The organism is Pseudoduganella sp. SL102, from assembly GCF_027856995.1.
In the GTDB taxonomy this organism is placed as follows: Bacteria; Pseudomonadota; Gammaproteobacteria; order Burkholderiales; family Burkholderiaceae_D; genus Rugamonas; species Rugamonas albidiflava.
Map to the genome: position 1 here is coordinate 251,834 of NZ_CP115554.1, position 23,612 is coordinate 275,445.

Sequence of the window (23,612 nt, forward strand, 5' to 3'; positions counted from 1 at the left end):
AACTTTTTCGCATGCGCGACCGGCACTGCGCCATCGCGCACTCTATACTTTGCCTGCCAGGTCGCGCTTCGTCCCCTGTTTGGTTTGCCGTTTCGTTCTGTTTTATTCTCTTTCGCTTATGTCTCTTAACTATATCTGGGCCGGTTTCTTCCTTGTCGGCTTCACGGCCGCGCTGGCCCAGTGGATCTTCCTCGGCGACACGGAGATCTTCAAGAAGATCATCGACGGCACGTTCGACTCCGCGCGCAGCGCCGTGATGGATATCGCGCTGCCGCTGGCCGGCGTGATGACGCTGTGGCTGGGCATCATGAACATCGGCGAAAAAGCCGGCGCGATCGCCTGGTTCGCCAAGATGATCTCGCCGTTCTTCTCGCGCATCTTCCCGGAAGTGCCGAAGGACCACCCGGCCACCGGCCACATGGTGATGAATTTCTCGGCCAACCTGCTGGGCCTGGACAACGCCGCCACGCCCTTCGGCCTGAAGGCGATGGAAAGCCTGCAGTCGCTGAACCCGGACAAGGATACCGCCAGCAATGCGCAGATCATGTTCCTGGTGCTGCACACCTCCGGCCTCACGCTGATTCCGCTGGCGATCATGGCGCAGCGCGCGATCCTCGGCGCTGCCGACCCGTCGGACATTTTCATACCCTGCATGATCGCGACCTATGTGGCCACGGTGGCCGGCATCATCGCGGTATCGATCCGCCAGAAGATCAACCTGTTCGATTCCGTGCTGCTGTCGTGGATCGGCGGCATCACGGTGGCGATCCTGGCAATGATCTGGTACTTCACCAACTTCCTCACCAAGACCGAAATCGAGACGGTGTCGAAGGTGGTCAGCAACCTGATCCTGATGGGCGTGATCACCGTGTTCCTGGTCGGCGCGATGCGCAAGAAGGTCAACGTCTACGAAGCCTTCATCGAAGGCGCGAAAGGCGGTATCCAGACCTCGCTCACCGTGATCCCCTACCTGGTGGGCATGCTGGTGGCGATCGGCGTGTTCCGCAACGCGGGCGTGTTCGGCTTCATCGTCAGCGGCTTCGAATGGTTCTTCTCGGCGCTCGGCATGAACACCGATTTCGTGCCGGCGCTGCCGACCGCGCTGATGAAGCCCCTGTCCGGCAGCGGCTCGAAGGCGATGATGATCGACGCGATGCAGACCTACGGCCCGGATTCCTTCGTGGGGCGCCTGGCCTGCATCTTCCAGGGCTCGGCGGACACCACCTTCTACATCGTGGCGCTGTACTTCGGTTCGGTGGGCATCCGCAAGACCCGCTACGCGATCTCGTGCGGCCTGATCGCCGACCTGGCCGGCGTGATCACGGCGATCTGCGTGGCCTATGTATTCTTTGGTTGAAGGGTAGACGAATGCGATTGACGATGCGGCTGCGGCACCTTGCCCTGATCGGCTTGTTCCTGTGCGGCGGCGCGCGCGCCGACCTGCCGGAACCGGTGGCCCGGCTGGCCCACGCGGCCGGCATACCCGAAGCGTCGATCGGCGCGATCGTGCTGCGCGGCGACACCATCCTGGTCTCGCACGGGGCGGACCAGCCGATGCTGCCCGCCTCGACGATGAAGGTGGTCACCGGCATCGTCGCCCTCGACGAACTGGGCCCGGCATTCCGCGGCCGCACCGAATTGCGCAGCAAGGGCGAGATCGCCGGCGGCGTGCTGAAAGGCGACCTGCTGGTGCGCGGCGGCGCCGACATGGACCTCGACGCGGATGCGATGGCACACCTGCTGGAGCGCCTGCGCGCCCTTGGCGTGCACCGCATCGCCGGCGACCTGGTGCTGGACCGCCAGCTGTTCCAGCCGCCCCGCATGGACCTCGGCAAGGGCGAGTTCGACGAAGCGCCCGAAGCGTATTACAACGTCACGCCGGACGCGCTGCTGCTGAACATGAACATGCTGACGGTGGACATGGATTCCACCGGCAAGGGCGGCGTGAAGGCGGCGGCGCTGCCGGAGCTGGACCGCGTGGCCGTGCGCTCCGCGCAGGTGCTGGTCGATACCCCGTGCGAGAGCTGGGAAGACGGCTGGAAGCCCCCTACCACGGTCCGGGAAGGCGACCGGCTGGCGATCGTCCTGCACGGCACCTTCCCGCGCAACTGCCGCCAGGCATACCGCATCAATGCGCTCGATCGCGACGACTTCGCCGATCGCCTGATCCGCGCCGCGTGGAAGCGCCTCGGCGGCACCATCGCCGGCCGCACGCGCACGGTGGACCTGGCCGGGCACACGTCCGACCTGGCGGCCGCCGCGGCGGCACAGGGCGCGATCGGCAGCGCGGACGGCAGCAGCAATGGAAGCAGTAACGGGAGCAACAGCGGGAGCAAAAACGGCACCGCGGCGCAGCCTGCCGGTCCCGCCGCGGCCGGGCTGCCATCCGGCGTCGATGCCGACGGCACGCGCCTCCTGGTGGCGCACCAGTCGCGCGCCCTGCCGGAGCTGGTACGCGACACGATGAAGGTGTCGGACAACGCGCAGGCGCGCATGCTGTTCCTGTCGCTGGGCAGCCTGCAGGCCGATGAAACGCTGGGCAGCCGCCCGCTGCCGGCCGGCCAGCGGCTGGCGATGCTGATGGCGGCGAACAATGGCGATACGTCGCAGCCGACCACCACGCTGGGGCGCGCCGAGGCGGTGGTGCGCGGCTGGTTCAAGCGGCACGGCATCGACACCAGCGGCATGGTGGTGGAAAACGGCTCGGGCTTGTCGCGCATCGAGCGGCTGCGGCCCGTGCAGCTGGCCGCCGTGCTGGCCGCCGCCGAGGAATCGCCGTGGGCGCCGGAGTTCCAGGCCAGCCTGCCGATCGTCGGCGTGGACGGCACAATGAAGCGGCGCCTGAAGAACAGCCCGGCCGCCTCGCGCGCCCGCATCAAGACCGGCACCCTGCGCGACGGCGTGGCGGTGGCCGGCTACGTGCCGGACGCCAACGGCGAGCAGTGCATCGTCGTCGCCATCATCAATCACGACGGCATCGACCACGCCACCGGGCGCGCCATCGTCGACGCGCTGATCGACTGGACTGCCAACAGCAGCGCCGCCGCGCCGATGTAGGCACTCCGCTGGCGCGATCACCCCAGCGGCGGAGGCCGGGGGCACGGGGGAATGCTGGCATGCATGATGTCGAGAGATCGCCAGAGTCGCAGGGGTCTGTCCCCGGTAAGTATTGTCCACGAGCCTGGATACAAGCGCTTCCAAGGGGACTGACCCCGGTTTTCTTGCTGACGTCGCCGAAATGCGGGCAAAAATCGGGGTCAGTCCCCTTGAAATGCCGGCGACTGTGGCTGGAGCTATCACTTACCGGGGACGGCCCCCTGTGACGCGACCGCTGCTTGCGACATCTAATTGTGCTATCTAACCGGTATTAGCGCCTGTCACCGATTTTTCTAAAGAACCCGGGTAAAGCCTGCACGCACCAGATCACGGTCGCCGCAGTCGAAGTGCCACCATTCGCTGTTGATGCCCACGAAGCCGGCGCCGAACATGGCGTCGCGCAGCAGCTGGCGGTTCGCGGCCTGCTGCGCAGCCAACTTCCCGGCCGCCAGCATCTCAGGCTCCAGCGCGGGGTGGGACAGTTCGGTCATGTCGTCGAAGCCGGTGCCCATGTCGAGTTCGCGGCCATCCTCGGCGGCGATCGTCGCGTCCACCGCCATGCCGTACGAATGGATCGAGCCGCGTGCCGGGTCGGCCAGGTACATGCGCAGCCCGGTACCGGCCAGCGCCTCCCATAATTGTTCCTGCACGCGGTGCGGCCGCAGTGCGTCCAGGATCAGCAGCTGGCAGCCAGGCCGGCGCGCGGCCAGCCAGGCCACGGCGCGTTCGACCGCCGCGGCTGCGTCGCGGTGCAGCCACGCACAGTCGAGCGGCGAATACAGGTCGCGGCCGACGAAGTTGTGCGGCGTCGCATAGCGCAGGTCGATACCGATGCCGGCGATGGTGGACAGGTGCCGGTAGTCCGGATGGGCCGCGATCTGTTCGCTGGTGATCGTGGGCGTCGTCATGCATGCTCCTCCTGGCCGCGGGCGTGACGGAAAAAAGTCCGCGGCGCCGGCGTTACGGCTTCGTCGCCGCGGCGGCGGCGGCCGGGACGGGCTGCGGTGCCGGCTTCGGCGTCGTCAGGACTTCGAGGATCGCCGCGCTTTCGGCGTCCGGCCAGCCATCCCAGTTCGATTGCCGGTACTTGGTCTGGAATACCATCAGCGTATTGTGCGTGGCTTCGTCCAGCACGCCCGTATTGGGCACTGCGTAGCCGTGCTGCGCCAGCTTTTTCTGGAACCACGCGATATCCGGCATGGCCGCCTCGAAGCGCGCCTTGTGCTGCGCCACCGCGCCGGCGTCCGGCCACAGGACCAGGCCCGCATCGGCCAGCTGCTTCCAGGGGAACAGCGGACCCGGATCCTGCTTGCGCTGCGGCGCGATGTCGGAGTGGGCGAGGATGTTTTCCGGTGCCACGTTGTGGCGCTTGACCAGGTCCTTCAGCAGCGGGATCAGCTGGTCGATCTGCGCCTGGGCGAACGGGTGGTACTGGCGCCGGCCATCGGGCGTCAGCGTGAAGCCCGGGTTGACGATCTCGATGCCGATCGAGCTGTAGTTCAGGTTCGTGAAATTTTTCCAGTTCGACAGGCCGGCATGCCAGGCCGCGTTCTTTTCATCGACCAGCGCATAGAACTTCGGCTGCGGTTCGTCGGTGAGCAGGTAATGGGCGCTGACTTCCTTCTCGGTCAGCAGCATGATCGAACGCGGCAGGTCCGACACGGTGTAGTGGAGCACGATGAAACGCACGCGGCTCGCCTGGCCCTTCGCCGTCAGCGAGTGATCGACCTTGTACGGCGGTGCCGACGGCGTGGTGGCGCAGCCGGCCAGCGCGGCAGCGAGCAGGGTGGCGAGAAGGATTTTGGTCATCGTGTCAGTCAGGTCGTGGTTGATTCGGGCCGGATGGCCAGGCGCGCAGCCGCCGCGTGCGGCCGCACCGTTCTTTGTTCCAGCGCCAGCATACCGTTTGCCACCTCCGGCAGCGACTCCCGCATTGCCTGCGCGACCAGCGGATGCAGCTGCGCCGCCCTGCCCGACAATACGATGGGCCGCGCGCCGAAGCGGGCCACCAGTGCCCGCGCCAGCCGGGCCAGTTCGGCGCCGGCCTGCCGCAAGATCTCGCGCGCCTCGGCATCGTCGTCCGCACTGCGCGCCACGGCCAGCGCCAGCTGGCCGATCTCGCCCCGTTCGCGCGCATAGATGAACTGCCGCGAAAACGCCCAGTCGCTGCCGCCCACGTGATCGAACACCGCCTGCGCCAGCGGCGAAGAGCGCCAGGCGCCGGGCTGCTCGTCCTCGCGGCGCCAGATGCGGCGCATCGCTTCGCGCGCGATCCAGAAGCCGCCGCCGCCATCGTCCAGCACCACGCCGCGGCCGCCGGCACGGTGGAACGTGCCATCGGCGTCGATGAAGGCAGCGATCGAGCCGGTGCCGGCGGAGACCAGGTACCCGGCGCCCGGTGCGAAGGCGTCGAGGAAGGCGATCTCGATATCGTTGCACAGGCTGATATCCCGCGGCGCCACGCCGAGCAGTTCCGCCAGCCAGCCGGTGAGCACGGTGCTGTCGCCGCCGAATCCCGTCAGCCCGGCATTGATGCGGCGCGGCCGGCCATGCGCGGCCGACGCATCGAGCACGTCGCGCGCCAGCGTCTCGAACGTGGCGCGCACGCGCTCCCGCCCTGCCGGGCTGGCCATCTGCAAGCCGGACAGCCCGGCCACATGCCCCTCGGCCACGATGGCGCCGCCGGCATCGGCCAGCGCCCAGCGCGTTTGCGTGCCGCCCGCATCGATGCCGAGACCAGTGTCCATCGGTGCCCCTACACTTTCGCGCTGGCGCGCGCGCTTTCGTTGCCGACTCGGTCGACAGCGGTGACGACCACGGCGCGTGCCGGCACCCCGGCCAGGTCGCGCAGCACCACCTCGTTCTTCGTGGCCGGCGCAACGGTGAAGCGCCATTCGTCGCCATAGCGGGCCCAGATGGCGTAGGTGATGGCGTTCTTCGACGTGCCCAGCGCCACCGCCAGGCCATTCTCGCCCCGCTTCACGGCCACCGTCGGCGCCTCGGGGGCGCGGTCGCCCAGCCATGGCGAGGCCGGTACCAGCGCGGCGCTCTGGTAGCTCTGCACCTTGAGGCGGTCATACAGGCCGCCGCGATTCTGCATCAGCGGGGCGATCGAGAAATGCAGGTGGCCGCGCGCGGCCGGGCGGCTGCGCGTGACATCGATCTGCTGCACGATCTCGTTCGGCCCGAACGGTTTCGCGGAGCCGTCGGCCGTGCGGCTGGTGAACAGGCCCGGCCACACGTGGCGGCCGCGCGTGTTCTGCGCCAGCCAGTAGTCGAGCAGCACCGGATAGGCCTGCGGCGCCTGGGCGATCGGCCAGTACAGCTGCGGCGCCAGGTAATCGAGCCAGCCCTTCTGCAGCCACAGTTCGGCATCGGCATACAGCTTGTCGTACTGGGAAAAGCCGGCGATGCCGCGCGGCCGGCGGTCCGGGCGGCCGATGCCGAACGGGCTGATGCCGAACTTCACCCATGACTTTTCGCGGCGGATGCCCAGGTAGATCTGCTCGATCAGCCTGTCGACATTCTGGCGCCGCCATCCGGCGCGGTCGAGCGTGCCGCCGCCGCGCACGTAGCGCTGCCACGATGGCTCGTCCGGGAACGGCAGCTCGGGCTTCTGCCAGGATGGCGTATCGAGCGCCGACGCTTCGCCGCCGGAAGCGGCCGGCGCCTCGATCGGATACGGGTAAAAGTAGTCGTCGATGTGCACGCCGTCGATGTCGTAGCGGCGCACCACGTCGAGGATCACGTTCAGCGTCTGCTGCGCGGCCGCTTCCTCGCCCGGATCCATCCACAGCAGCTTGCCGTAGGTTTTCACGGCCTGCGGGTTGGTATTCGCGAAATGCTCCTTGGCCAGCGGCGTGCGGGCGGCGCCATGGCGCGCGCGGTAGGGATTGAACCACGCATGCAGTTCCATGCCGCGGGCGTGCGCCTGGGCGATCCAGAATTGCAGGGGATCCCACATCGGCGACGGTTCCTTGCCCGAGCGGCCGGTCATGAACTCGGACCACGGTTCCAGTTTCGATGGATAGATCGCATCGGCGCTGGGCCGCACCTGCAGCACGATGGCGTTCAGGTTCAGCGCCTTGGCCCGGTCCAGGATGGCGATCGCTTCCGCCTGCTGCTTGGCCGGCGGCGCGTTGCTGCGGCTGGGCCAGTCGATGTTGGCGACGGTGGATACCCACGCGGCGCGGAATTCGCGTGGCGCGGCGGGCGGTTCGTCCCCCGTGTAGCGCGGCGGTTCGGGGTGCGGCACGGGGCCGGCCGCCACCGGGCCGGCGGCGGGATCCTCGGGGCGCGTCGGGGATGTCGAGCATGCGCTCATGATTGCCGCCAGGACGCCGGCGCTGCCGGCGGAAAGCAAAAGCCGCTTGTTACGATCGAAAGCCAAGACCACTCCTGTGAAATAAGCGGCAATATTGTAATCCCAGCGGCCGGGTTCCCCGCGTCCCGGTCGCGTGGGATGGCCGCTGCGATCCACCGTTTTCCGGCCGGATCATCCGGAAAACGCCACCTGGCGCCCCCTGGCCCGGCTCAGTTACGCCCGAATTCCGGGTCGATCTTCACCAGCGCCGTCATTGCGAACGCGGGAATCGTCGCCAGGGATGCCCAGATGAAGAAGTGCTGGTAGCCCATGAGTTCCTGCAGCCAGCCGCTGGCCATCTGCGGCACCATCATGCCCAGCGCCATGAAGCCGGTGCAGATCGCGTAATGGGCCGTCTTGTGCTCGCCCTCGCACACCATGATCATGTACATCAGGTAGGAGGCGAAGCCGAAGCCATAGCCGAACTGCTCGATCGCCATCGCCACCGCGATCAGGCCGATACTGTCGGGCTGGACCTGCGACAGGTAGACAAACACGAGGCCAGGCACGTGCAGGATGAAGGCCATTGGCCACAGGCAGCGCTTCAGGCCGAAGCGCGCGATGGCCAGGCCGCCCAGCAGGCCGCCCACCGTCAGCGCGATAATGCCCACGGTGCCATAGACGAAGCCCACCTGCGTGTTGTCCAGCCCCAGGCCGCCCTCGGCGACCGGGTCGAGCAGGAATGGCACCACCATCTTCAGCAGCTGCGATTCGCCGAGGCGGAACAGCAGCAGGAAGCCAAGGATCGTGACGATGCCCTTCTTGCGGAAGAAGGCGGCGAAGGTGAGCAGGAACTCGGTAAACGGATTGCCCTTCAGGCGCGCCCGCGTGTCGGCGGCGGGACGCGGCAGCATGAAGAAGTGGTATGCGCACAGCAGCGCGAAGACCACGCCCAGCAAGCCGAACACGATGGACCAGGCGGTGCGCGGATCGCCGGTGCGGGTGATCAAAATGCCGGCCAGCGCCACCAGCGCGCCCTGCCCGGTGATGTTGGCCAGGCGGTAGAAGGTGCTGCGCACGCCCACGTAGGCGGCCTGCTCCTTCTGCCCCAGCGCCAGCATGTAGAAGCCGTCCGCCGCGATATCGTGCGTGGCCGATGAAAAGGCCATCAGCCACAGCACGGCAAGGCTCATCTGGAAGAACGCCGGCAGGTGGGTGGTGAACGCCACCAGCGCCAGCGCCACGCCGGTCAGGCCCTGCAGCACCACGGTCCACTGGCGCTTGGTGCCGAACATTTCCACGATCGGCGCCCACAGCGGCTTGATCACCCACGGCAGGTACAGCCATGACGTGTAGAACGCGATATCGGCATTCGAGAAGCCGGTGTTCTTGTACATCACCAGCGACAGGTTCAAGACGGCGAAATAGGGAATGCCCTGGCCGAAGTAGAGGGTGGGCACCCACCACCAGGGACTGCGCTGCACAGCTTTCATTACATCCTTGTTATCGTTACAAACCGGGCGGCCTGGCCCGGCGATGCCGGGATCGGCGATGCGCGGGCGCCTGGCCATGCACCTGATCAGGCGCCGAGCGCCCCGCGCACGCTGCCGCCGGCCTGGGCCAGCAGGCTCGCGGCCTGCGGCACCGGCACCTTCTTCAGCAGTGCGACGATGGCCACCTTGACGTGGAAACCGCATTCCTCGAGCGCGGCCCGCGCGGCGTCTTCATCGGCGCCGGTGGCATGCATCGTGAGGCGCACCGTGCGCGCGAACAGCTTGGCGTTGGTGGGCTTCAAGTCTACCATCAAGTTCCCGTACACCTTGTGCAGCCGGACCATGATGGCGCTGGAAATCGTGTTCAGCACGATCTTCTGCGACGTGCCCGCTTTCAGGCGCGTGCTGCCGGAAATGACTTCCGGCCCGGTATCGAGCGTGATGCCGACATGCGCCGCGCCGGCCACCGGCGAAGCGGTGTTGTTGGCGATGCCGATCGTCAGCGCGCCGGCCGCGCGCGCGGCATGCAGGGCACCCAGCACATAGGGCGTGCCGCCCGACGCGGCGAGCAGCAGCACCACGTCGTTCGCGGTGGGCGCCACCGACAGCAGGTCGCGCTCGCCCTGCGCGCGGTCATCCTCGGCCCCCTCGACGGCCACGAACATCGCGCCTTCGCCGCCGGCCAGCAGCGCCACCGCGCGCGCCGGCGGCCAGGAAAAAGTGGGGTACAGCTCCACGCTGTCGAGCACACCGAGCCGGCCGGACGTGCCGGCGCCCACGTAGACCAGGCGCCCGCCCGCTTCGATGCGGGGTACCGCGGCCTCGATGGCGGCGGCCAGCTGCGGCGCGGCCGCGCGCACCGCCTGCACGGCATTGAACTGGTCGTCCACGAACGCCGCCACCAGCTCGGGAACCGGATACTGGTCCAGCTGCGTGTGTTCGCTGCTCGGGGTCTCGGTTTTCAGCATGACACGAGTGTAATGCGAAACCCTTCAGCCGCGCCGCATCTCTGCCACGAAATCGTAGTGGTCGCTGCGGCAGTAGGAGTGGGTCAGCTCGACCGCCTCGCCATTCTCGAGATAGGCGATGCGGGTGATGAACAGCACCGCGTGGCCTTCCGGTACGTCGAGCTGCCGCGCCAGGTCGGCCGGGGCGTTCATCGCGCGGATGTGCTGCAGCGCGCGCACCGGCGGCTTGCCCACGCTTTCCAGGTACTGGTACAGCGAATCGCCGATGGCGGCCGGGTCGGGCACCACGGTGGCCGGCAGCACGCTCACTTCATAGGCCATCGCCACGTCGTCCGCGAGGCGCAGCCGTTCCAGCCGCGCCACCCGCGTGTTGGGCGACAGGGCAAGGCTCATCTGCTCGTCCGCGCCGGCGATGACGAGTTCGCGCCGCAGCCAGCGCGAGCCCGGCTTGTAGCCGCGCTGCTGCAACTGCTCGGAAAAGCTGGACAGGTTCGACAGCGGCTGCTCGATGCGCGGCGCGATGTAGTTGCCGGAACCGCGCTTGCGCACCACGAGGCCCTGCTCCACCAGCTGGTCGATGGCCTTGCGCGCAGTGACGCGCGAGACCTTGAGCTGCTCGGACAGCGTGCGCTCGGACGGCAATGCCTGGTCCACCTGGTAGCGGCCCGCGAGCACGTCATCGGTCAGCTTGCGCGCGATCTGCATGTACAGCGGCGAGGTATCTAACTTTGAACCTTCCGGCTTTGAACCTTCAGGCTTCGAACCTTCGGACTGCCGGGCGGTGGGTTCCGATGCTTGCTGCAAAATCATGACAATTCTCCTATACCTTCTAGTTTAACGGTGAAGGACAATGCCCGCTGTTTTCATCCCGCACGAAGCGCCGCAGGCGGCGTTTCCATCCAGTCCCTGACTAACGGCGCCCGTTGCCGCCCTGACAAGAGGTTAACAATGAAGTTGTTCCACACCATCTCCGCCGTACTTCTCGCTGTCGGCATCGCCTGCTCCGGCGCGGCAGGCGCAGCCAAGCTCGATCCCGACCATTACCTGCTGACGAAGGATGTCTTCACGAAGCTGAAAGCCATCGAGGTCGAGCTCGAGAAATCCGGCTACCAGCCGAAGGACGATGATGACGACGAAGACAACGGCAAGAAAGGCAAGAAAGACAACGGCGGCCCGACCGCCGAGGAAGTGATGCGCAAGATCGAGTCGGACAAGGTGGCCATGGCAACCCTGAAGCGCCATAACCTGTCGAGCCGCGACTATGCGCTGACCATGCTCGCCATGTTCCATGCCGGGTTCTATGTCATGTTCGAGGAATCGATGGACAAGAAAGGTGCCGCCGACTTGCTGGCCACGTTCACCAGGGAACAGCGCGCCAACGTGGCATTCGTGCGCGCCATGAACCTCCAGAAGAAGAAGTAACACAGCACCCCAAGCTTGCCGGGCGGCGCTGCCGCCCCCATTCGTTTCCTCAACAGCCGCAATGCTTCCCGGGCCCGGCATGGATCACGCGCCCGGGCGCCGGTTCATGCACAGGCACGCAACAGGACAGGCATCGGCGCGCCACGCATCGTATCCTCCCAACGGCGACTCCAGGACCCGGCGCGAGCCTTCGATGCCGGCCGGTCGTCGCGGCATCCCTTACCTGACATGGATATCGGCAGCATGCAGCAGAAAGAACACCAGGTGGTCGTCATTGGCGGCGGCGTCGTCGGCCTCACGTCGGCCTGGTGGCTGATGGAGGCCGGCTTTCGCGTCGCCCTGGTCGAGCGCGCGCCCGCCGTCGGGAACGGTGCCAGCTACCGCAACGGCGGGCAGCTGAGCTACCGCTACGTGGCGCCGCTGGCCGATGCGGGCGTGCCCTGGAAAGCGCTGCGATGGCTGCTCCAGGAAGCGGGTCCGCTGCGCTTCAAGCCGGAAGCGGACATGCGGCAGTGGCGCTGGCTTGCCCGGTTCCTCGCCAACTGCAACGCGGCCAGCAACCGGCGCACCACCGCCAAGCTGCTGGAACTGGGGGAACACAGCCGGCGCATGATGGTGCAACTGGAACCGGCCGTGCCGCTGGCGCAATTCGGCTGGCGCGATGCGGGCAAGCTCGTCGTGTACCGCTCGCGGGCGGCATTCGATGCCGCCGTCGCCAGGCCCGATCCGGACAACCGGCGCCGCGTGCTGTCCGGCGCTGAAACCGCCGCGCTGGAACCGGCGCTGGCCGCGCTGGCGCCACGGCTCGCCGGCGGCATCTTCAATGCCGGCGAGGCGGTGGCCGATTGCCACGCATTCTGCTTGGCCCTGGAGCGGCGACTCCAGGCCCATCCCCGCTTTGATGGCGTCATCCACGCCAACGCGACGTGCCTGTTCACGGAAAACGGCAGGGTCTCGGCCGTGCAGACGGACGCCGGCTGGGTAACGGGCGAGCAATTCGTGCTGGCGGCCGGCATCCAGAGCCGCGGCCTGGCTGCCACCGCCGGCATCGCGCTGCCGCTGTATCCATTGAAGGGCTACAGCCTGAGCGCGCCGATCGGCGCCGGGCACACGGCGCCCGAGATCAGCGTGACGGATTTCGAACGCAAGACGCTGTATGCCCGCATCGGCAAGCAGCTGCGCGTCGCCGCGATGGTCGACATGGTGGGCGAAGACACGTCGCTGGACGCCCGCCGCGTGGCCGGCCTGGCGCGCCTGGTGCGCGAGACGATGCCCACCGCCGCCGACTACTCGCGCATGGAACCGTGGGCCGGGCTGCGCCCCGCCACCCCGAACAGCGCTCCGCTCCTCGGCCCCACCCGGCACGGCAACCTGTGGCTGAACGTGGGCCACGGCCCCCTCGGCTTCACCTTCGCCTGCGGCACCGCCGCCCTCCTCGCCGACCTGATGACCGGCCGCCCCACCCCGTTCCCCCTCGACTTCCTCGCCTGGCCCCGCGAAAACCGGTGACAGGCTCCGATTCTTTTCAAAACCGGTGACAGGCTCCGATTCTCTGGAAATGTTTCCCGAAAACCGGTGACAGGCTCCGATTAATTTGAAATGTTTCCCGAAAACCGGTGACAGGCTCCGATTAATTAAATGTTTCCCGAAAACCGGTGACAGGCTCCGGTTAATTTGAAATGTTTCTCGAAAAATAGGGTACGTCCCCATTTTCCTGGCAACTTTTCGTGGTGGGAGCGGTGCCGGGGCGTTATGGCGGATAATGTCGCCTTTTCATTGTCCGACCTGCCATGTCCAAGACGAAGACCCCGGCCGGGTGCCCTTGCGGCGGTGGGCCGTCGCTGGCGGCGTGCTGCGGCCCCTATCTTGACGGGTTCGTTGACGGCAGCGCGCTGCCCGCCACGGCCGAGCTGCTGATGCGCTCGCGCTACACGGCCTACACGCTGAAGAACGAACCCTACCTGCTGGCCACCTGGCATCCCAGCACTCGCCCGACCGAGCGGATCGTCGACCCGGATGAGCCGTTGCAATGGCTGGGACTTGAGGTAAAATCGACTTTACGTTTACGTCAACGTAAAGCAGATTTCGCCGGCCAGGATCACCCGGACCAGGACTACGTGGAATTCGTGGCCCGCTTCCGCCAGCACGGCAAGGGCCAGCGCCTGCACGAGATCAGCCGCTTCCTGCGCGAGCCCGACCCGGCCCTCGGCGGCACGCCGCGCTGGTTCTACGTCGACGGAGATTTTCCGATCAAAGAATAAAGGGGACACCGCATGCCGCACATCGACAGCAAACTCAATCCGCGCAGCGAAGACTTCCGCGCCAACGCCGCCGCCATGGCGGCACTGGTGGACGACCTGCGCGCCCGCGTCGCCACGGTGGCCGAAGGTGGCGGCCAGGCGGCCAGCGCGAAGCACACCGCGCGTGGCAAGCTGCTGCCGCGCGAGCGGGTGCGCCTGCTGCTCGATCCCGGCACGCCGTTCCTCGAATTCTCCCAGCTGGCCGCCTATGAAATGTATGACGGCGCCGCGCCATCGGCCGGCATCATCACCGGCATCGGCCGGGTGTCCGGCCAGGAATGCGTCATCGTCTGCAACGACGCCACGGTAAAGGGCGGCACGTATTACCCGATAACGGTGAAAAAACACCTGCGCGCGCAGGAGATCGCCGAGCAAAACCGGCTGCCGTGCATCTACCTGGTCGATTCCGGCGGCGCCAACCTGCCGAACCAGGATGAAGTGTTCCCCGACCGCGACCACTTCGGCCGCATCTTCTACAACCAGGCCAACCTGTCCGCGCAGGGCATTCCGCAAATCGCCGTGGTGATGGGTTCCTGCACCGCGGGCGGCGCGTACGTACCGGCGATGAGCGACGAATCGATCATCGTCAAGGAGCAGGGCACGATCTTCCTGGGCGGCCCGCCGCTGGTGAAGGCGGCCACCGGCGAAGTGGTCACGGCGGAAGACCTGGGAGGCGGCGACGTGCACACGCGCCTCTCCGGCGTGGCCGACCACCTGGCGCAGAACGACACCCACGCGCTGGCCCTGGCACGCAACATCGTCTCGCACCTGAACCGCCAGAAGCCGCACGCTCAGTTGCAATCTCATATGCGCGAAGTGGTGGAACCGAAATACGCGCAGGAAGAGCTGTACGGCGTGATCCCCGTCGACACCCGCAAGCCGTTCGACATCCGCGAAGTCATCGCGCGCATCGTCGACGGCAGCGAGTTCGATGAATTCAAGGCCCGCTACGGCACCACGCTGGTGTGCGGCTTCGCCCACATCCACGGCATGCCGGTGGGGATCATCGCCAACAACGGCATCCTGTTCTCGGAATCGGCGCTGAAGGGCACCCACTTCATCGAGCTGTGCTGCCAGCGCAAGATCCCCCTGGTCTTCCTGCAGAACATCACCGGCTTCATGGTGGGCCGCAAGTACGAGAACGAAGGCATCGCCCGCAACGGCGCCAAGATGGTCACCGCCGTTGCCACGGCCGCGGTACCGAAGTTCACGGTGATCATCGGCGGCAGTTTCGGGGCCGGCAATTACGGCATGTGCGGCCGCGCGTACTCGCCGCGTTTCCTGTGGATGTGGCCGAACGCGCGCATTTCCGTGATGGGTGGCGAGCAGGCCGCCTCCGTGCTGGCCACCGTCAAGCGCGACGGCATCGAGGCCAAGGGCGGGCAATGGTCGCAGGACGAGGAAGCCGCGTTCAAGCAGCCCATCAAGGAACAGTATGAACACCAGGGCCATCCCTACTACGCCAGCGCGCGGCTGTGGGATGACGGCATCATCGACCCGGCCGATACCCGCACCGTGCTGGCCCTGGGCCTGTCGGCGGCGATGAACGCCCCCATTCCCGACACGAAGTTCGGTGTCTTCCGCATGTAAGGAACCCAGCATGAACTACGACACCCTCACCCTCGACACGGCCGGCACCGTCGCCACCGTCACGCTGAACCGCCCGGATGTGCGCAACGCGTTCAACGAGCAGTCGATCGCCGAACTGACGGCCGCCTTCACGGCGCTGGGCCAGGTCGACGGGATCCGCGCCATCGTGCTGGCCGCGAACGGCGCGGCCTACTGCGCCGGCGCGGACCTGAACTGGATGAAGAAAATGGCCGGCTACTCGGAAGACGAGAACCGTGCAGACGCCATGGCGCTGGCGAACATGCTGCGCACCATCCATGCATGCCCGAAGCCCGTGGTGGCCAAGGTGCACGGCGACTGCTACGGCGGCGGCGTGGGGCTGGTGGCCGCGTGCGATATCGCGATCGTCGCCGAGGAAGCGCAGTTCTGCCTGAGCGAGGTGAAACTGGGCCTGATCCCGGCCACCATCTCGCCGTATGTCATCAAGGCGATGGGGGAGAACGCCGCGCGGCGCTACTTCCTCACCGCCGAACGTTTCAATGCCAGGGAAGCGCTGCGCATCGGCTTCGTGCACGAAGTGGCCACCGCGTCGTCGCTGGATGGCCAGGTGGCCGCGGTGGCCGGCGCGCTGGCCGCCAACAGCCCCAATGCCGTGCGCGAGGCCAAGGCGCTGGTGCGCGAAATCGCCCACCAGCCCGTCACGGATGCGCTGGTGGCCGATACCGCCCACCGCATCGCGCACATCCGCGCCTCGGGCGAAGGCCGCGAAGGCGTCGCCGCGTTCCTCGAGAAGAGGAAGCCTTCCTGGCTCACCTGATTTTTGGAGTTTCAGTCTTGACAGATCAAACCAGCGACTGGGTGTCGCGCAGCCTGAAAAGCGTGTGGCACCCATGTACCCAGATGCAGCACCACGCGCGTGATCAAGATCGTGTGCCGCTGATCCCCGTCAGCCACGGCCGCGGCGCCTGGCTGTACGACCACGACGGCCGGCGCTACCTCGACGCGATCAGCTCGTGGTGGGTCAACCTGTTCGGCCACGCCAACCCGCGCATCAACGCGGCGCTGCGCGACCAGCTGGACTTGCTGGAGCACGCCATGCTGGCCGGCTTCACCCATGAGCCGGTGATCCGCCTGTCGGAACGGCTGTCCGCGCTGACCGGCGGCGTGCTGGGGCACGCGTTCTACGCGTCGGACGGCGCCTCGGCCGTCGAGATCGCGCTGAAGATGAGTTTCCACAGCTGGCGCAACGCCGGGCGCGGCGACAAGCAGGAATTCGTCTGCCTGCAGGGCAGCTACCACGGCGAGACGATCGGCGCGCTGGCCGTCACCGACGTGGCGCTGTTCAAGGATGCCTACGGGCCGCTGCTGCGCGCCACGCAGACCGTGATGTCGCCCGATGCGCGCCAGGCCGGCGATGGCGAAACCGCGCAGGACATGGCACGCCGCGCCGCTGCGGACGTGCAACGCCTGTTCGAAGAGAAAGCGGACCGGATCGCCGCCATCATCATCGAGCCGCTGGTGCAGTGCGCGGCCGGCATGGCGATGCACGATCCGCTCTACCTGCAACTGGTGCGCGAACTGTGCGACAAGCATGGCGTGCACCTGATCCTCGATGAGATCGCGGTGGGCTGCGGCCGCACCGGCACCTTCTTCGCCTGCGGGCAGGCCGGCATCTGGCCGGACTTCGTCACGCTGTCGAAGGGCATCAGCGGCGGCTACCTGCCGCTGTCGCTGGTGCTGACCAGGGACGAGATCTACCAGGCCTTCTACAGCGCCGACATCACGCGCGGCTTCCTGCACTCGCATTCCTACACCGGCAACCCGCTGGCATGCCGCGCGGCGCTGGCCACGCTCGACATCTTCGAGCAGGACAACGTGCTGGAGGCCAACCGCGCCCGTGCCGCCGCGCTGGGAGCGGCGATGGCGCCGCTGGCCGACCACGCGCGGGTAAAAAACCTGCGCCAGCGCGGCATGATCCTGGCGTTCGACGCGATCGATGTCGACAAGACCTTCTCGCGCCGCTTCTTCGCCAACGCCACGCGCAACGAACTGCTGCTGCGGCCGATCGGCTCGACCGTCTACCTGATGCCGCCCTATATCCTCGACGACGAGGAGATCGCCGGCCTGGCCGCGCGCACGCAGGCCGTCTTCGAACAAACGCTCGCGGAGGCAGGATGAATTTGCTGGACCAACTCGCCGCCAACCTGGATGGCTTGCGCGAACAGGGCCTGATCCGCACGCGCCGCACGGTCGACACACCATGCGGCCCGCGCGTGACGGTGGATGGCCGCGAACTGCTGGCCTTCTGCAGCAACGATTACCTGGGCCTGGCCGCGCATCCAGCCGTTACCGCCGCGCTGCGCGAGGGTACCGGCCTGTATGGCGCGGGCAGCGGCGCCTCGCACCTGATCAGTGGCCACAGCCGCGCCCACGCGGCGCTGGAAGAGCGGCTGGCGGACTTCGCCGGCCCGCACCTGGTCGAGGCCCGCGCGCTGTACTTCAGCACTGGCTACATGGCCAACCTGGCCGCACTGACCGCGCTGGCCGTGGGCGACCCGGACACGGAAATCTTCAGCGAAGCGCTGAACCACGCGTCGCTGATCGATGGCGCCCGGCTGTCGCGCAAACCGGTCAAGGTGTATCCGCATGCGGACGTCGAGGCGCTCGACGAACTGCTGGGGACCAGCCGTGCGTCGAGCAAGATCGTCGTCACCGATTCCGTGTTCTCGATGGACGGCACCGTGGCGCCGCTGCCGGAACTGCTGGCGCTGTGCGAAAAGCATGGCGCCTGGCTGGTGGTCGACGATGCGCACGGCTTCGGCACCCTGGGCGAGAATGGCCGCGGCGCGCTCGAGCACTTCGGCCTGCGCTCGCCTTACCTCGTCTACGTGGGCACGCTGGGCAAGGCCGCCGGGGTCGGCGGTGCCTTCGTTGCCGCGCACGCCACGGTGATCGACACGCTGGTGCAGCGCGCCCGCCCCTACATCTTCACGACGGCGGCGCCGCCCGCGCTGGCGCACGCGCTGCTGGCGAGCCTGGACATCATCGCCGGCGACGAGGGGCGCCAGCGCCGGTCGCACCTGGCCCGATTGGTGGCACAATGGCACGATGGCCTGCGGTTGAAGGGCTGGACAGCGCTGCCTTCGCGAACCGCGATCCAGCCCGTCGTCATCGGCGCCAACCAGGCAACGATGGACGCCGCCGCCGCGCTGTACGAGCGCGGCTTCTGGGTAGGCGGCATCCGCCCGCCCACCGTGCCGGCCGATTCGGCGCGGCTGCGCGTTACGCTCTCGGCAGCCCACGCGGAAGCGGAAGTCGCCCGGCTGGTCGACAGCATCAATGAAGTCAATGCCCAGATGGAAAGGAGCCGAGATGGCGCTTGAAGACCCGGTGGTCGTTCCGGTAGTGGACGCACCCGCGACAGTCGAAGAGGAACTGGAAGTGGCCCCGGCGCCCGCCACGGCCCTGGCCGCGAGCGGTATGCCGCCACGCTTCTCCTGCTTCGTGACAGGCACCGACACGGAAATCGGCAAGACGCTGGTTTCCTCGGCCATGCTGCATGCCCTGGTGCGCCAGGGCGTGAAGGCTTGCGGCATGAAGCCGGTGGCGGCCGGCGCCGTGCCGCGCGGCGGCCGCCTGCACAACGATGACTGCGACCAGCTCGAAGCGGCCGGCAACGTGCACCTGCCGCAGTCGATCACTACGCCGTTCCTGCTGAAGGAGCCGGCCGCGCCGCACATCGCGGCCGCGCTGGAAGGCATCGCCATCGACCCGGTGCCGATCCTGGCCGCCTACGTGGAAGTCGCCGCCGCCAGCGATGCCAGCGTGGTCGAAGGCGTCGGCGGCTTCCGCGTGCCGCTGACCGATACCTACGATACGGCCGACCTGGCGCAGCAGCTGGACCTGCCGGTGGTACTGGTGGTGGGCATGCGCCTGGGCTGCATCAACCACGCGCTGCTGACCGTGGAAGCGATCGCCGCGCGCGGCCTGAAGCTGGCCGGCTGGGTGGCCAATGCGCTGGAACCGGAGATGGCGTTCGCCGACGAGAACATCGAGGCGCTGGCCGACCGCATTCCGGCGCCGTTGCTGGGCCGCGTGCCGCGCCTGGCCGATGCGACGGCCGCCGCCGCCGCCGAGTACCTGGATTTCACGAGCCTGCCGAACTGGCCGGCTCGCCGCAACACGAAATAATCATTTAAGGAAGAACCAGATGTCCCTGCATGAACCGAAAACCGTCGCCCTGCACCGCCCGACCGCGGCCATCAAGCTGCCCGAGTCGGCCACGTGGCCGCGCGAGGAAGTGCTGGCCCTGTTCGAACTGCCGTTCAACGAACTGATGTTCCGCGCGCAGGAAGCGCACCGCGCCAACTTCCCGGACGGCGACGTGGAACTGGCCACGCTGCTGTCGATCAAGACCGGCGGCTGCGAAGAGGATTGCGGCTACTGCCCGCAGGCCGCGCGCTACGACACGGGTGTCGAGGCCAAGAAGATCCTCGATACCGAAACAGTGCTGGAAGCGGCCAGGCAGGCCAAGGAAAACGGCGCCACGCGCTTCTGCATGGGCGCTGCCTGGCGCAGCCCGAAAGAGCGCGACATGGAAAAGGTCGAGACCATGGTGCGCGAAGTGAAGGCGCTGGGCCTGGAAACCTGCGCCACGCTGGGCATGCTGGAAGCGGATCAGGCCGAACGCCTGAAGGCCGCCGGCCTGGATTACTACAACCACAACCTGGACACGGCGCCCGAGTTCTACGACAACGTGATCTCCACCCGCCAGTACCAGGACCGCCTGGACACGCTGGGCCATGTGCGCGATGCCGGCCTGAAGGTATGCTGCGGCGGCATCGTCGGCATGGGTGAGACGCGCGACCAGCGCGCCGGCCTGATCGCGCAGCTGGCGAACCTGAACCCTTATCCGGAATCGGTGCCGATCAACCACCTGGTGCAGGTGGAAGGCACGCCGCTGCATGGCCTGGACCGCCTCGACCCGCTGGAATTCGTGCGCACGATCGCGGTGGCGCGCATCACGATGCCGAAGGCGCGCGTGCGCCTGTCCGCCGGCCGCCGCGAACTGGGCGAGGCCGTGCAGGCCATGTGCTTCATGGCCGGTGCGAACTCGATCTTCTATGGCGACAAGCTGCTGACGACCGACAACCCGGAAGCGAACGACGACCGCGCGCTGCTGGCCAAGCTGGGCCTGTCGACCCGCGCCGCCATGCTGGAGTCGGTGCAGAAGGAAGCCTGCGGCTGCTGAGTTGAGTTGATTGCCAGCGTCCCGGCAGAGGGCGCGGCGCTGTGTGATGTGTATGGGCCACAAGCCTTTCGAACGCTCCACAAGAGCATGTAGAACCCCAGGTGCAAGAGCTGGGGTCAGACCCAGCGGGGCTTAGCCGGGGTTTCGAGGAGCACTGCTCCTTGCCGGCAAAGCGGTGTGAGCCTGCAGGCTCGCACTCCTCCCTGACCCTTGAATTGCATCTGGACTATAAGAATGGAGACAACATGTTCAAGAAGATTTTGATCGCCAACCGCGGCGAGATCGCCTGCCGCGTCGCCGCCACGGCCCGCAAGATGGGCATCCGCACCGTTGCCGTGTATTCGGAAGCCGATGCCAACGCGAAGCACGTGGCCGTCTGCGACGAGGCCGTGCTGCTGGGCCCCGCGCCCGCCAAGGAAAGCTACCTGTGCGGCGAGAAGATCATCGCCATCGCGCTGGCCACCGGGGCGCAGGCAATCCATCCCGGCTATGGCTTCCTGTCCGAGAACGCGGAGTTCGCCGAAGCCTGCGCCGAAGCGGGCCTGGTATTCATCGGCCCGCCCGCCGCGGCGATGCGCGCGATGGGCTCGAAATCGGCGGCCAAGTCGCTGATGGAAAAGGCCGGCGTGCCGCTGGTGCCCGGCTACCACGGCGACGAGCAGGATGCCGCCTTCCTGCAACGCGAAGCGGACCGCATCGGCTACCCGGTGCTGCTGAAGGCTTCGGCCGGCGGCGGCGGCAAGGGCATGCGCGTGGTCGACAATGCCGAGGCGTTCCGGGAAGCGCTGGCTTCCTGCAAGCGCGAGGCGATCAGCTCCTTCGGCGACGACAAGGTGCTGGCGGAAAAATACCTGCAGCGTCCACGCCACATCGAGATCCAGGTGTTCGCAGATACGCATGGCGACTGCATCTACCTGTTCGAACGCGACTGCTCGGTGCAGCGCCGCCACCAGAAGGTGCTGGAGGAAGCGCCTGCTCCCGGCATGACGGACGAACGCCGCGCCGCGATGGGCGACGCGGCCGTGGCGGCGGCGAAGGCGGTCGGCTACGTGGGTGCCGGCACCGTCGAATTCATTGCAAACCAGGATGGCAGCTTCTACTTCATGGAGATGAATACGCGGCTGCAGGTCGAGCACCCGGTGACGGAAATGATCACCGGCCTGGACCTGGTCGAATGGCAGTTGCGCGTGGCGGCCGGCGAGCCGCTGCCGAAGCGGCAGGATGACCTGAGGATCCACGGCCATGCGCTGGAAGCGCGGATCTACGCCGAGAATCCCGACAAGGGCTTCCTGCCGTCGATCGGCACGCTGCGCCACCTCGATACGCCCGAGGCGGTGCAGTTCGAGGTGGGCGGCACGCCCTACCAGCCGGCCGCGGTGCGCGTCGATTCCGGCGTGCGCGAAGGCGATGCGATCTCGCCCTGGTACGATCCGATGATCGCCAAGCTGATCGTCTGGGGCGCCGACCGCAAGCAGGCCCTGGCGCGCATGGCGCAGGCCCTGTCGCAGTACCAGATCGTCGGCCTTGCCGGCAACGTGGCGTTCCTCAAGCGCCTGGTGGAAAGCGAGGCGTTCGCCAATGCGGACCTGGATACGGGGCTGATCGAACGCAATGCCGACGTATTGTTCGCGCCGGCGCGTTCGGTGCCCGTGGCAGCGCTGGCGCTGGCCGCCGTGGCGCTGATCGAGCACGAGAAGGCCGAGGCGCGCGGCACGAATGCGGCCGATCCGTGGGGCCGGGCGGTGGGCTGGCGCCTGAATGCCCGCTACGCCCGCACGCTGGCTTTCCGCGACGATGGCGGCCACGAATACGCTCCCGTGTTCACCTACCTGCCGCATGGCTGGGAGCTGGCGATCAGGGGCCTGTCCGTCGACGTGGCGCTGCTGGCGCGCGATGGCGTGGACCTGTCGGTGCGGCTGGGCGATGCGTCCGTGCATGGCACCGTGCGCCGCGATGGCGAGGCCTTCCACGTGTTCACCGGCGGCGGCCATCATGTGCTGCACCACGAAGACCCGCTGGCGCATGCCGGCGAAAGCGAAGTCGAAGGCGGCCGCCTGACCGCGCCGATGCCGGGCAAGGTCGTCGCCGTGCTGGCATCGCAGGGGCAGGACGTGAAGAAGGGCGAACCGCTCGTGATCATGGAAGCGATGAAGATGGAACATACGATCGCCGCGCCGCATGACGGCATCGTGGACGAGATCCTGTACGCGGTGGGCGACCAGGTGGCGGATGGCGCGCCGCTGCTGGCCTTCCGCGCCGCAGCCTGAAAGGAGCAAGATGCGTTTACTGGTGTACCGACCCGATGGCAACATCGCCCCGTGGGCCGACGATTTCGCGCGCTGCCTGCCGCAGGCGCAGTGCGTGGCCTGGAGCGAAGGCGCCAGGCTGCCGCCCTGCGATTACGCCGTCGTTTGGGCACCGCCCGAAGCGATGCTGCGCGAACTGGCCGAAGTGAAGGCGATCTTCCTGATGGGCGCCGGTGCCGACGCGATCATGAAGCATGCCGGCACCCTGCCCGCCCACGTGCCGATCGTGCGCCTGGGCGATGCCGGGATGGGTGTGCAGATGGGTGAATACGTGGCGCACGCCGTGCTGCGCTACTTCCGCCGCTTCGACCATTACGTAGACCAGGCCGCCGCCGGCGAATGGAAGCCGCTGGCCACGCACGAGCGCGAGTCGTTCAGCGTGGGCGTGATGGGTGCCGGGGCCCTGGGGCGGCGCGTGCTCGATTGCCTGCGCCCGTTCGGTTTTCCGCTGCAGGCCTGGTCGCGCAGCGCGAAGGAGATCGACGGCGTGCGCAGTTTCGCCGGCGACGACGGGCTCGATGCCTTCCTGCGCGGCACGCGCGTGGTGGTCTGCATGCTGCCGCTGACGGATGCCACGGCCAATATCCTGAACCGGACCAACCTGGCCAAGCTGCCGCGTGGCGCTTATGTGATCAACGTGGCGCGCGGCGCGCACGTAGCGGAGCCGGACTTGCTGGCCGCCATACAGTCCGGCCACATCGCCGGCGCCACGCTGGACGTGTTCCGCAACGAGCCGCTGCCGCGGCAGCATCCGTTCTGGGACGAGCCGCGCATCACGATCACGCCGCATATCGCCGCGCTGACCTTGCGCGACGAAAGCGTGCGGCAGATCGCCGGCAAGATCGGCCAGCTGGAACGGGGCGAACCGGTGGCCGACGTCATCAATCGAGAACTGGGGTACTGA

General features: G+C 67.4%; 20 protein-coding genes. 13 read left to right on the forward strand and 7 right to left on the reverse strand.

What is annotated here, in order from left to right:
* Positions 1-118 precede the first annotated feature (118 nt).
* Entirely contained in the window at positions 119-1,357 is a 1,239-nt protein-coding gene (locus tag OU994_RS01050; protein WP_281609272.1) for a nucleoside recognition domain-containing protein, read from the forward strand.
* An 11-nt stretch (positions 1,358-1,368) separates the two neighbouring features.
* On the forward strand, positions 1,369-3,057 hold the full coding sequence (locus tag OU994_RS01055) for a D-alanyl-D-alanine carboxypeptidase/D-alanyl-D-alanine-endopeptidase (RefSeq protein WP_281609273.1): 1,689 nt from the start codon (positions 1,369-1,371) through the stop codon (positions 3,055-3,057).
* A 332-nt stretch (positions 3,058-3,389) separates the two neighbouring features.
* On the opposite strand, the gene OU994_RS01060 is transcribed toward OU994_RS01055, so the two are convergent.
* The 7 genes from OU994_RS01060 to OU994_RS01090 form a co-directional block, all read right to left on the reverse strand.
* Complete coding sequence (locus tag OU994_RS01060) at positions 3,390-4,004, reverse strand: M15 family metallopeptidase (RefSeq protein ID WP_281609274.1); 615 nt, start codon at positions 4,002-4,004, stop codon at positions 3,390-3,392.
* 52 nt (positions 4,005-4,056) lie between these two features.
* Complete coding sequence (locus OU994_RS01065; protein WP_281609275.1) at positions 4,057-4,905, reverse strand: N-acetylmuramoyl-L-alanine amidase; 849 nt, start codon at positions 4,903-4,905, stop codon at positions 4,057-4,059.
* Between the two features lie 8 nt (positions 4,906-4,913).
* Positions 4,914-5,843: an N-acetylglucosamine kinase gene (locus OU994_RS01070; protein WP_281609276.1), complete on the reverse strand. Its 930-nt coding sequence runs from the start codon at positions 5,841-5,843 to the stop codon at positions 4,914-4,916.
* Between the two features lie 8 nt (positions 5,844-5,851).
* On the reverse strand, positions 5,852-7,492 hold the full coding sequence (locus tag OU994_RS01075) for a glycoside hydrolase family 10 protein (protein WP_229420615.1): 1,641 nt from the start codon (positions 7,490-7,492) through the stop codon (positions 5,852-5,854).
* Between the two features lie 137 nt (positions 7,493-7,629).
* Positions 7,630-8,892 (reverse strand): MFS transporter, encoded by a 1,263-nt coding sequence (locus tag OU994_RS01080; protein ID WP_281609277.1) that lies wholly within the window; start codon positions 8,890-8,892, stop codon positions 7,630-7,632.
* Between the two features lie 86 nt (positions 8,893-8,978).
* Entirely contained in the window at positions 8,979-9,860 is an 882-nt protein-coding gene (locus OU994_RS01085) for an N-acetylmuramic acid 6-phosphate etherase (protein WP_281609278.1), read from the reverse strand.
* Positions 9,861-9,884: 24 nt separating this feature from the next.
* Entirely contained in the window at positions 9,885-10,565 is a 681-nt protein-coding gene (locus OU994_RS01090; protein ID WP_281611556.1) for a GntR family transcriptional regulator, read from the reverse strand.
* A 243-nt stretch (positions 10,566-10,808) separates the two neighbouring features.
* Between OU994_RS01090 and OU994_RS01095 the strand changes: the two genes are divergently transcribed.
* From OU994_RS01095 to OU994_RS01145, 11 genes are all read left to right on the forward strand, one after another.
* Positions 10,809-11,282, forward strand: coding sequence for a hypothetical protein (locus OU994_RS01095; protein ID WP_281609279.1), 474 nt, complete (start codon positions 10,809-10,811; stop codon positions 11,280-11,282).
* A gap of 243 nt (positions 11,283-11,525) precedes the next feature.
* Positions 11,526-12,791, forward strand: a complete 1,266-nt coding sequence (locus OU994_RS01100; RefSeq protein WP_281609280.1) for a D-amino acid dehydrogenase — start codon at positions 11,526-11,528, stop codon at positions 12,789-12,791.
* Positions 12,792-13,072: 281 nt separating this feature from the next.
* The gene (locus OU994_RS01105) at positions 13,073-13,543 is read left to right on the forward strand and encodes a YchJ family protein (protein ID WP_131148561.1); all 471 of its coding nucleotides are present in this window, start codon (positions 13,073-13,075) and stop codon (positions 13,541-13,543) included.
* Positions 13,544-13,555: 12 nt separating this feature from the next.
* A complete protein-coding gene (locus tag OU994_RS01110) occupies positions 13,556-15,172 on the forward strand; it encodes a carboxyl transferase domain-containing protein (protein WP_281609281.1) in 1,617 nt (538 codons plus the stop codon).
* Positions 15,173-15,182: 10 nt separating this feature from the next.
* Positions 15,183-15,968, forward strand: a complete 786-nt coding sequence (locus OU994_RS01115) for an enoyl-CoA hydratase/isomerase family protein (RefSeq protein WP_281609282.1) — start codon at positions 15,183-15,185, stop codon at positions 15,966-15,968.
* 17 nt (positions 15,969-15,985) lie between these two features.
* Entirely contained in the window at positions 15,986-17,329 is a 1,344-nt protein-coding gene (locus OU994_RS01120; protein ID WP_281609283.1) for an adenosylmethionine--8-amino-7-oxononanoate transaminase, read from the forward strand.
* Positions 17,326-18,534, forward strand: a complete 1,209-nt coding sequence (bioF, locus tag OU994_RS01125) for an 8-amino-7-oxononanoate synthase (RefSeq protein ID WP_281609284.1) — start codon at positions 17,326-17,328, stop codon at positions 18,532-18,534. Before OU994_RS01120 ends, bioF begins: the two co-directional genes overlap by 4 nt.
* Complete coding sequence (gene bioD / locus OU994_RS01130; RefSeq protein WP_281609285.1) at positions 18,524-19,342, forward strand: dethiobiotin synthase; 819 nt, start codon at positions 18,524-18,526, stop codon at positions 19,340-19,342. Before bioF ends, bioD begins: the two co-directional genes overlap by 11 nt.
* Positions 19,343-19,361: 19 nt before the next feature.
* Complete coding sequence (gene bioB, locus OU994_RS01135; RefSeq protein ID WP_281609286.1) at positions 19,362-20,402, forward strand: biotin synthase BioB; 1,041 nt, start codon at positions 19,362-19,364, stop codon at positions 20,400-20,402.
* Between the two features lie 245 nt (positions 20,403-20,647).
* Positions 20,648-22,669 (forward strand): acetyl/propionyl/methylcrotonyl-CoA carboxylase subunit alpha, encoded by a 2,022-nt coding sequence (locus OU994_RS01140; RefSeq protein WP_281609287.1) that lies wholly within the window; start codon positions 20,648-20,650, stop codon positions 22,667-22,669.
* Positions 22,670-22,679: 10 nt separating this feature from the next.
* Positions 22,680-23,612 (forward strand): glyoxylate/hydroxypyruvate reductase A, encoded by a 933-nt coding sequence (locus tag OU994_RS01145; RefSeq protein ID WP_281609288.1) that lies wholly within the window; start codon positions 22,680-22,682, stop codon positions 23,610-23,612.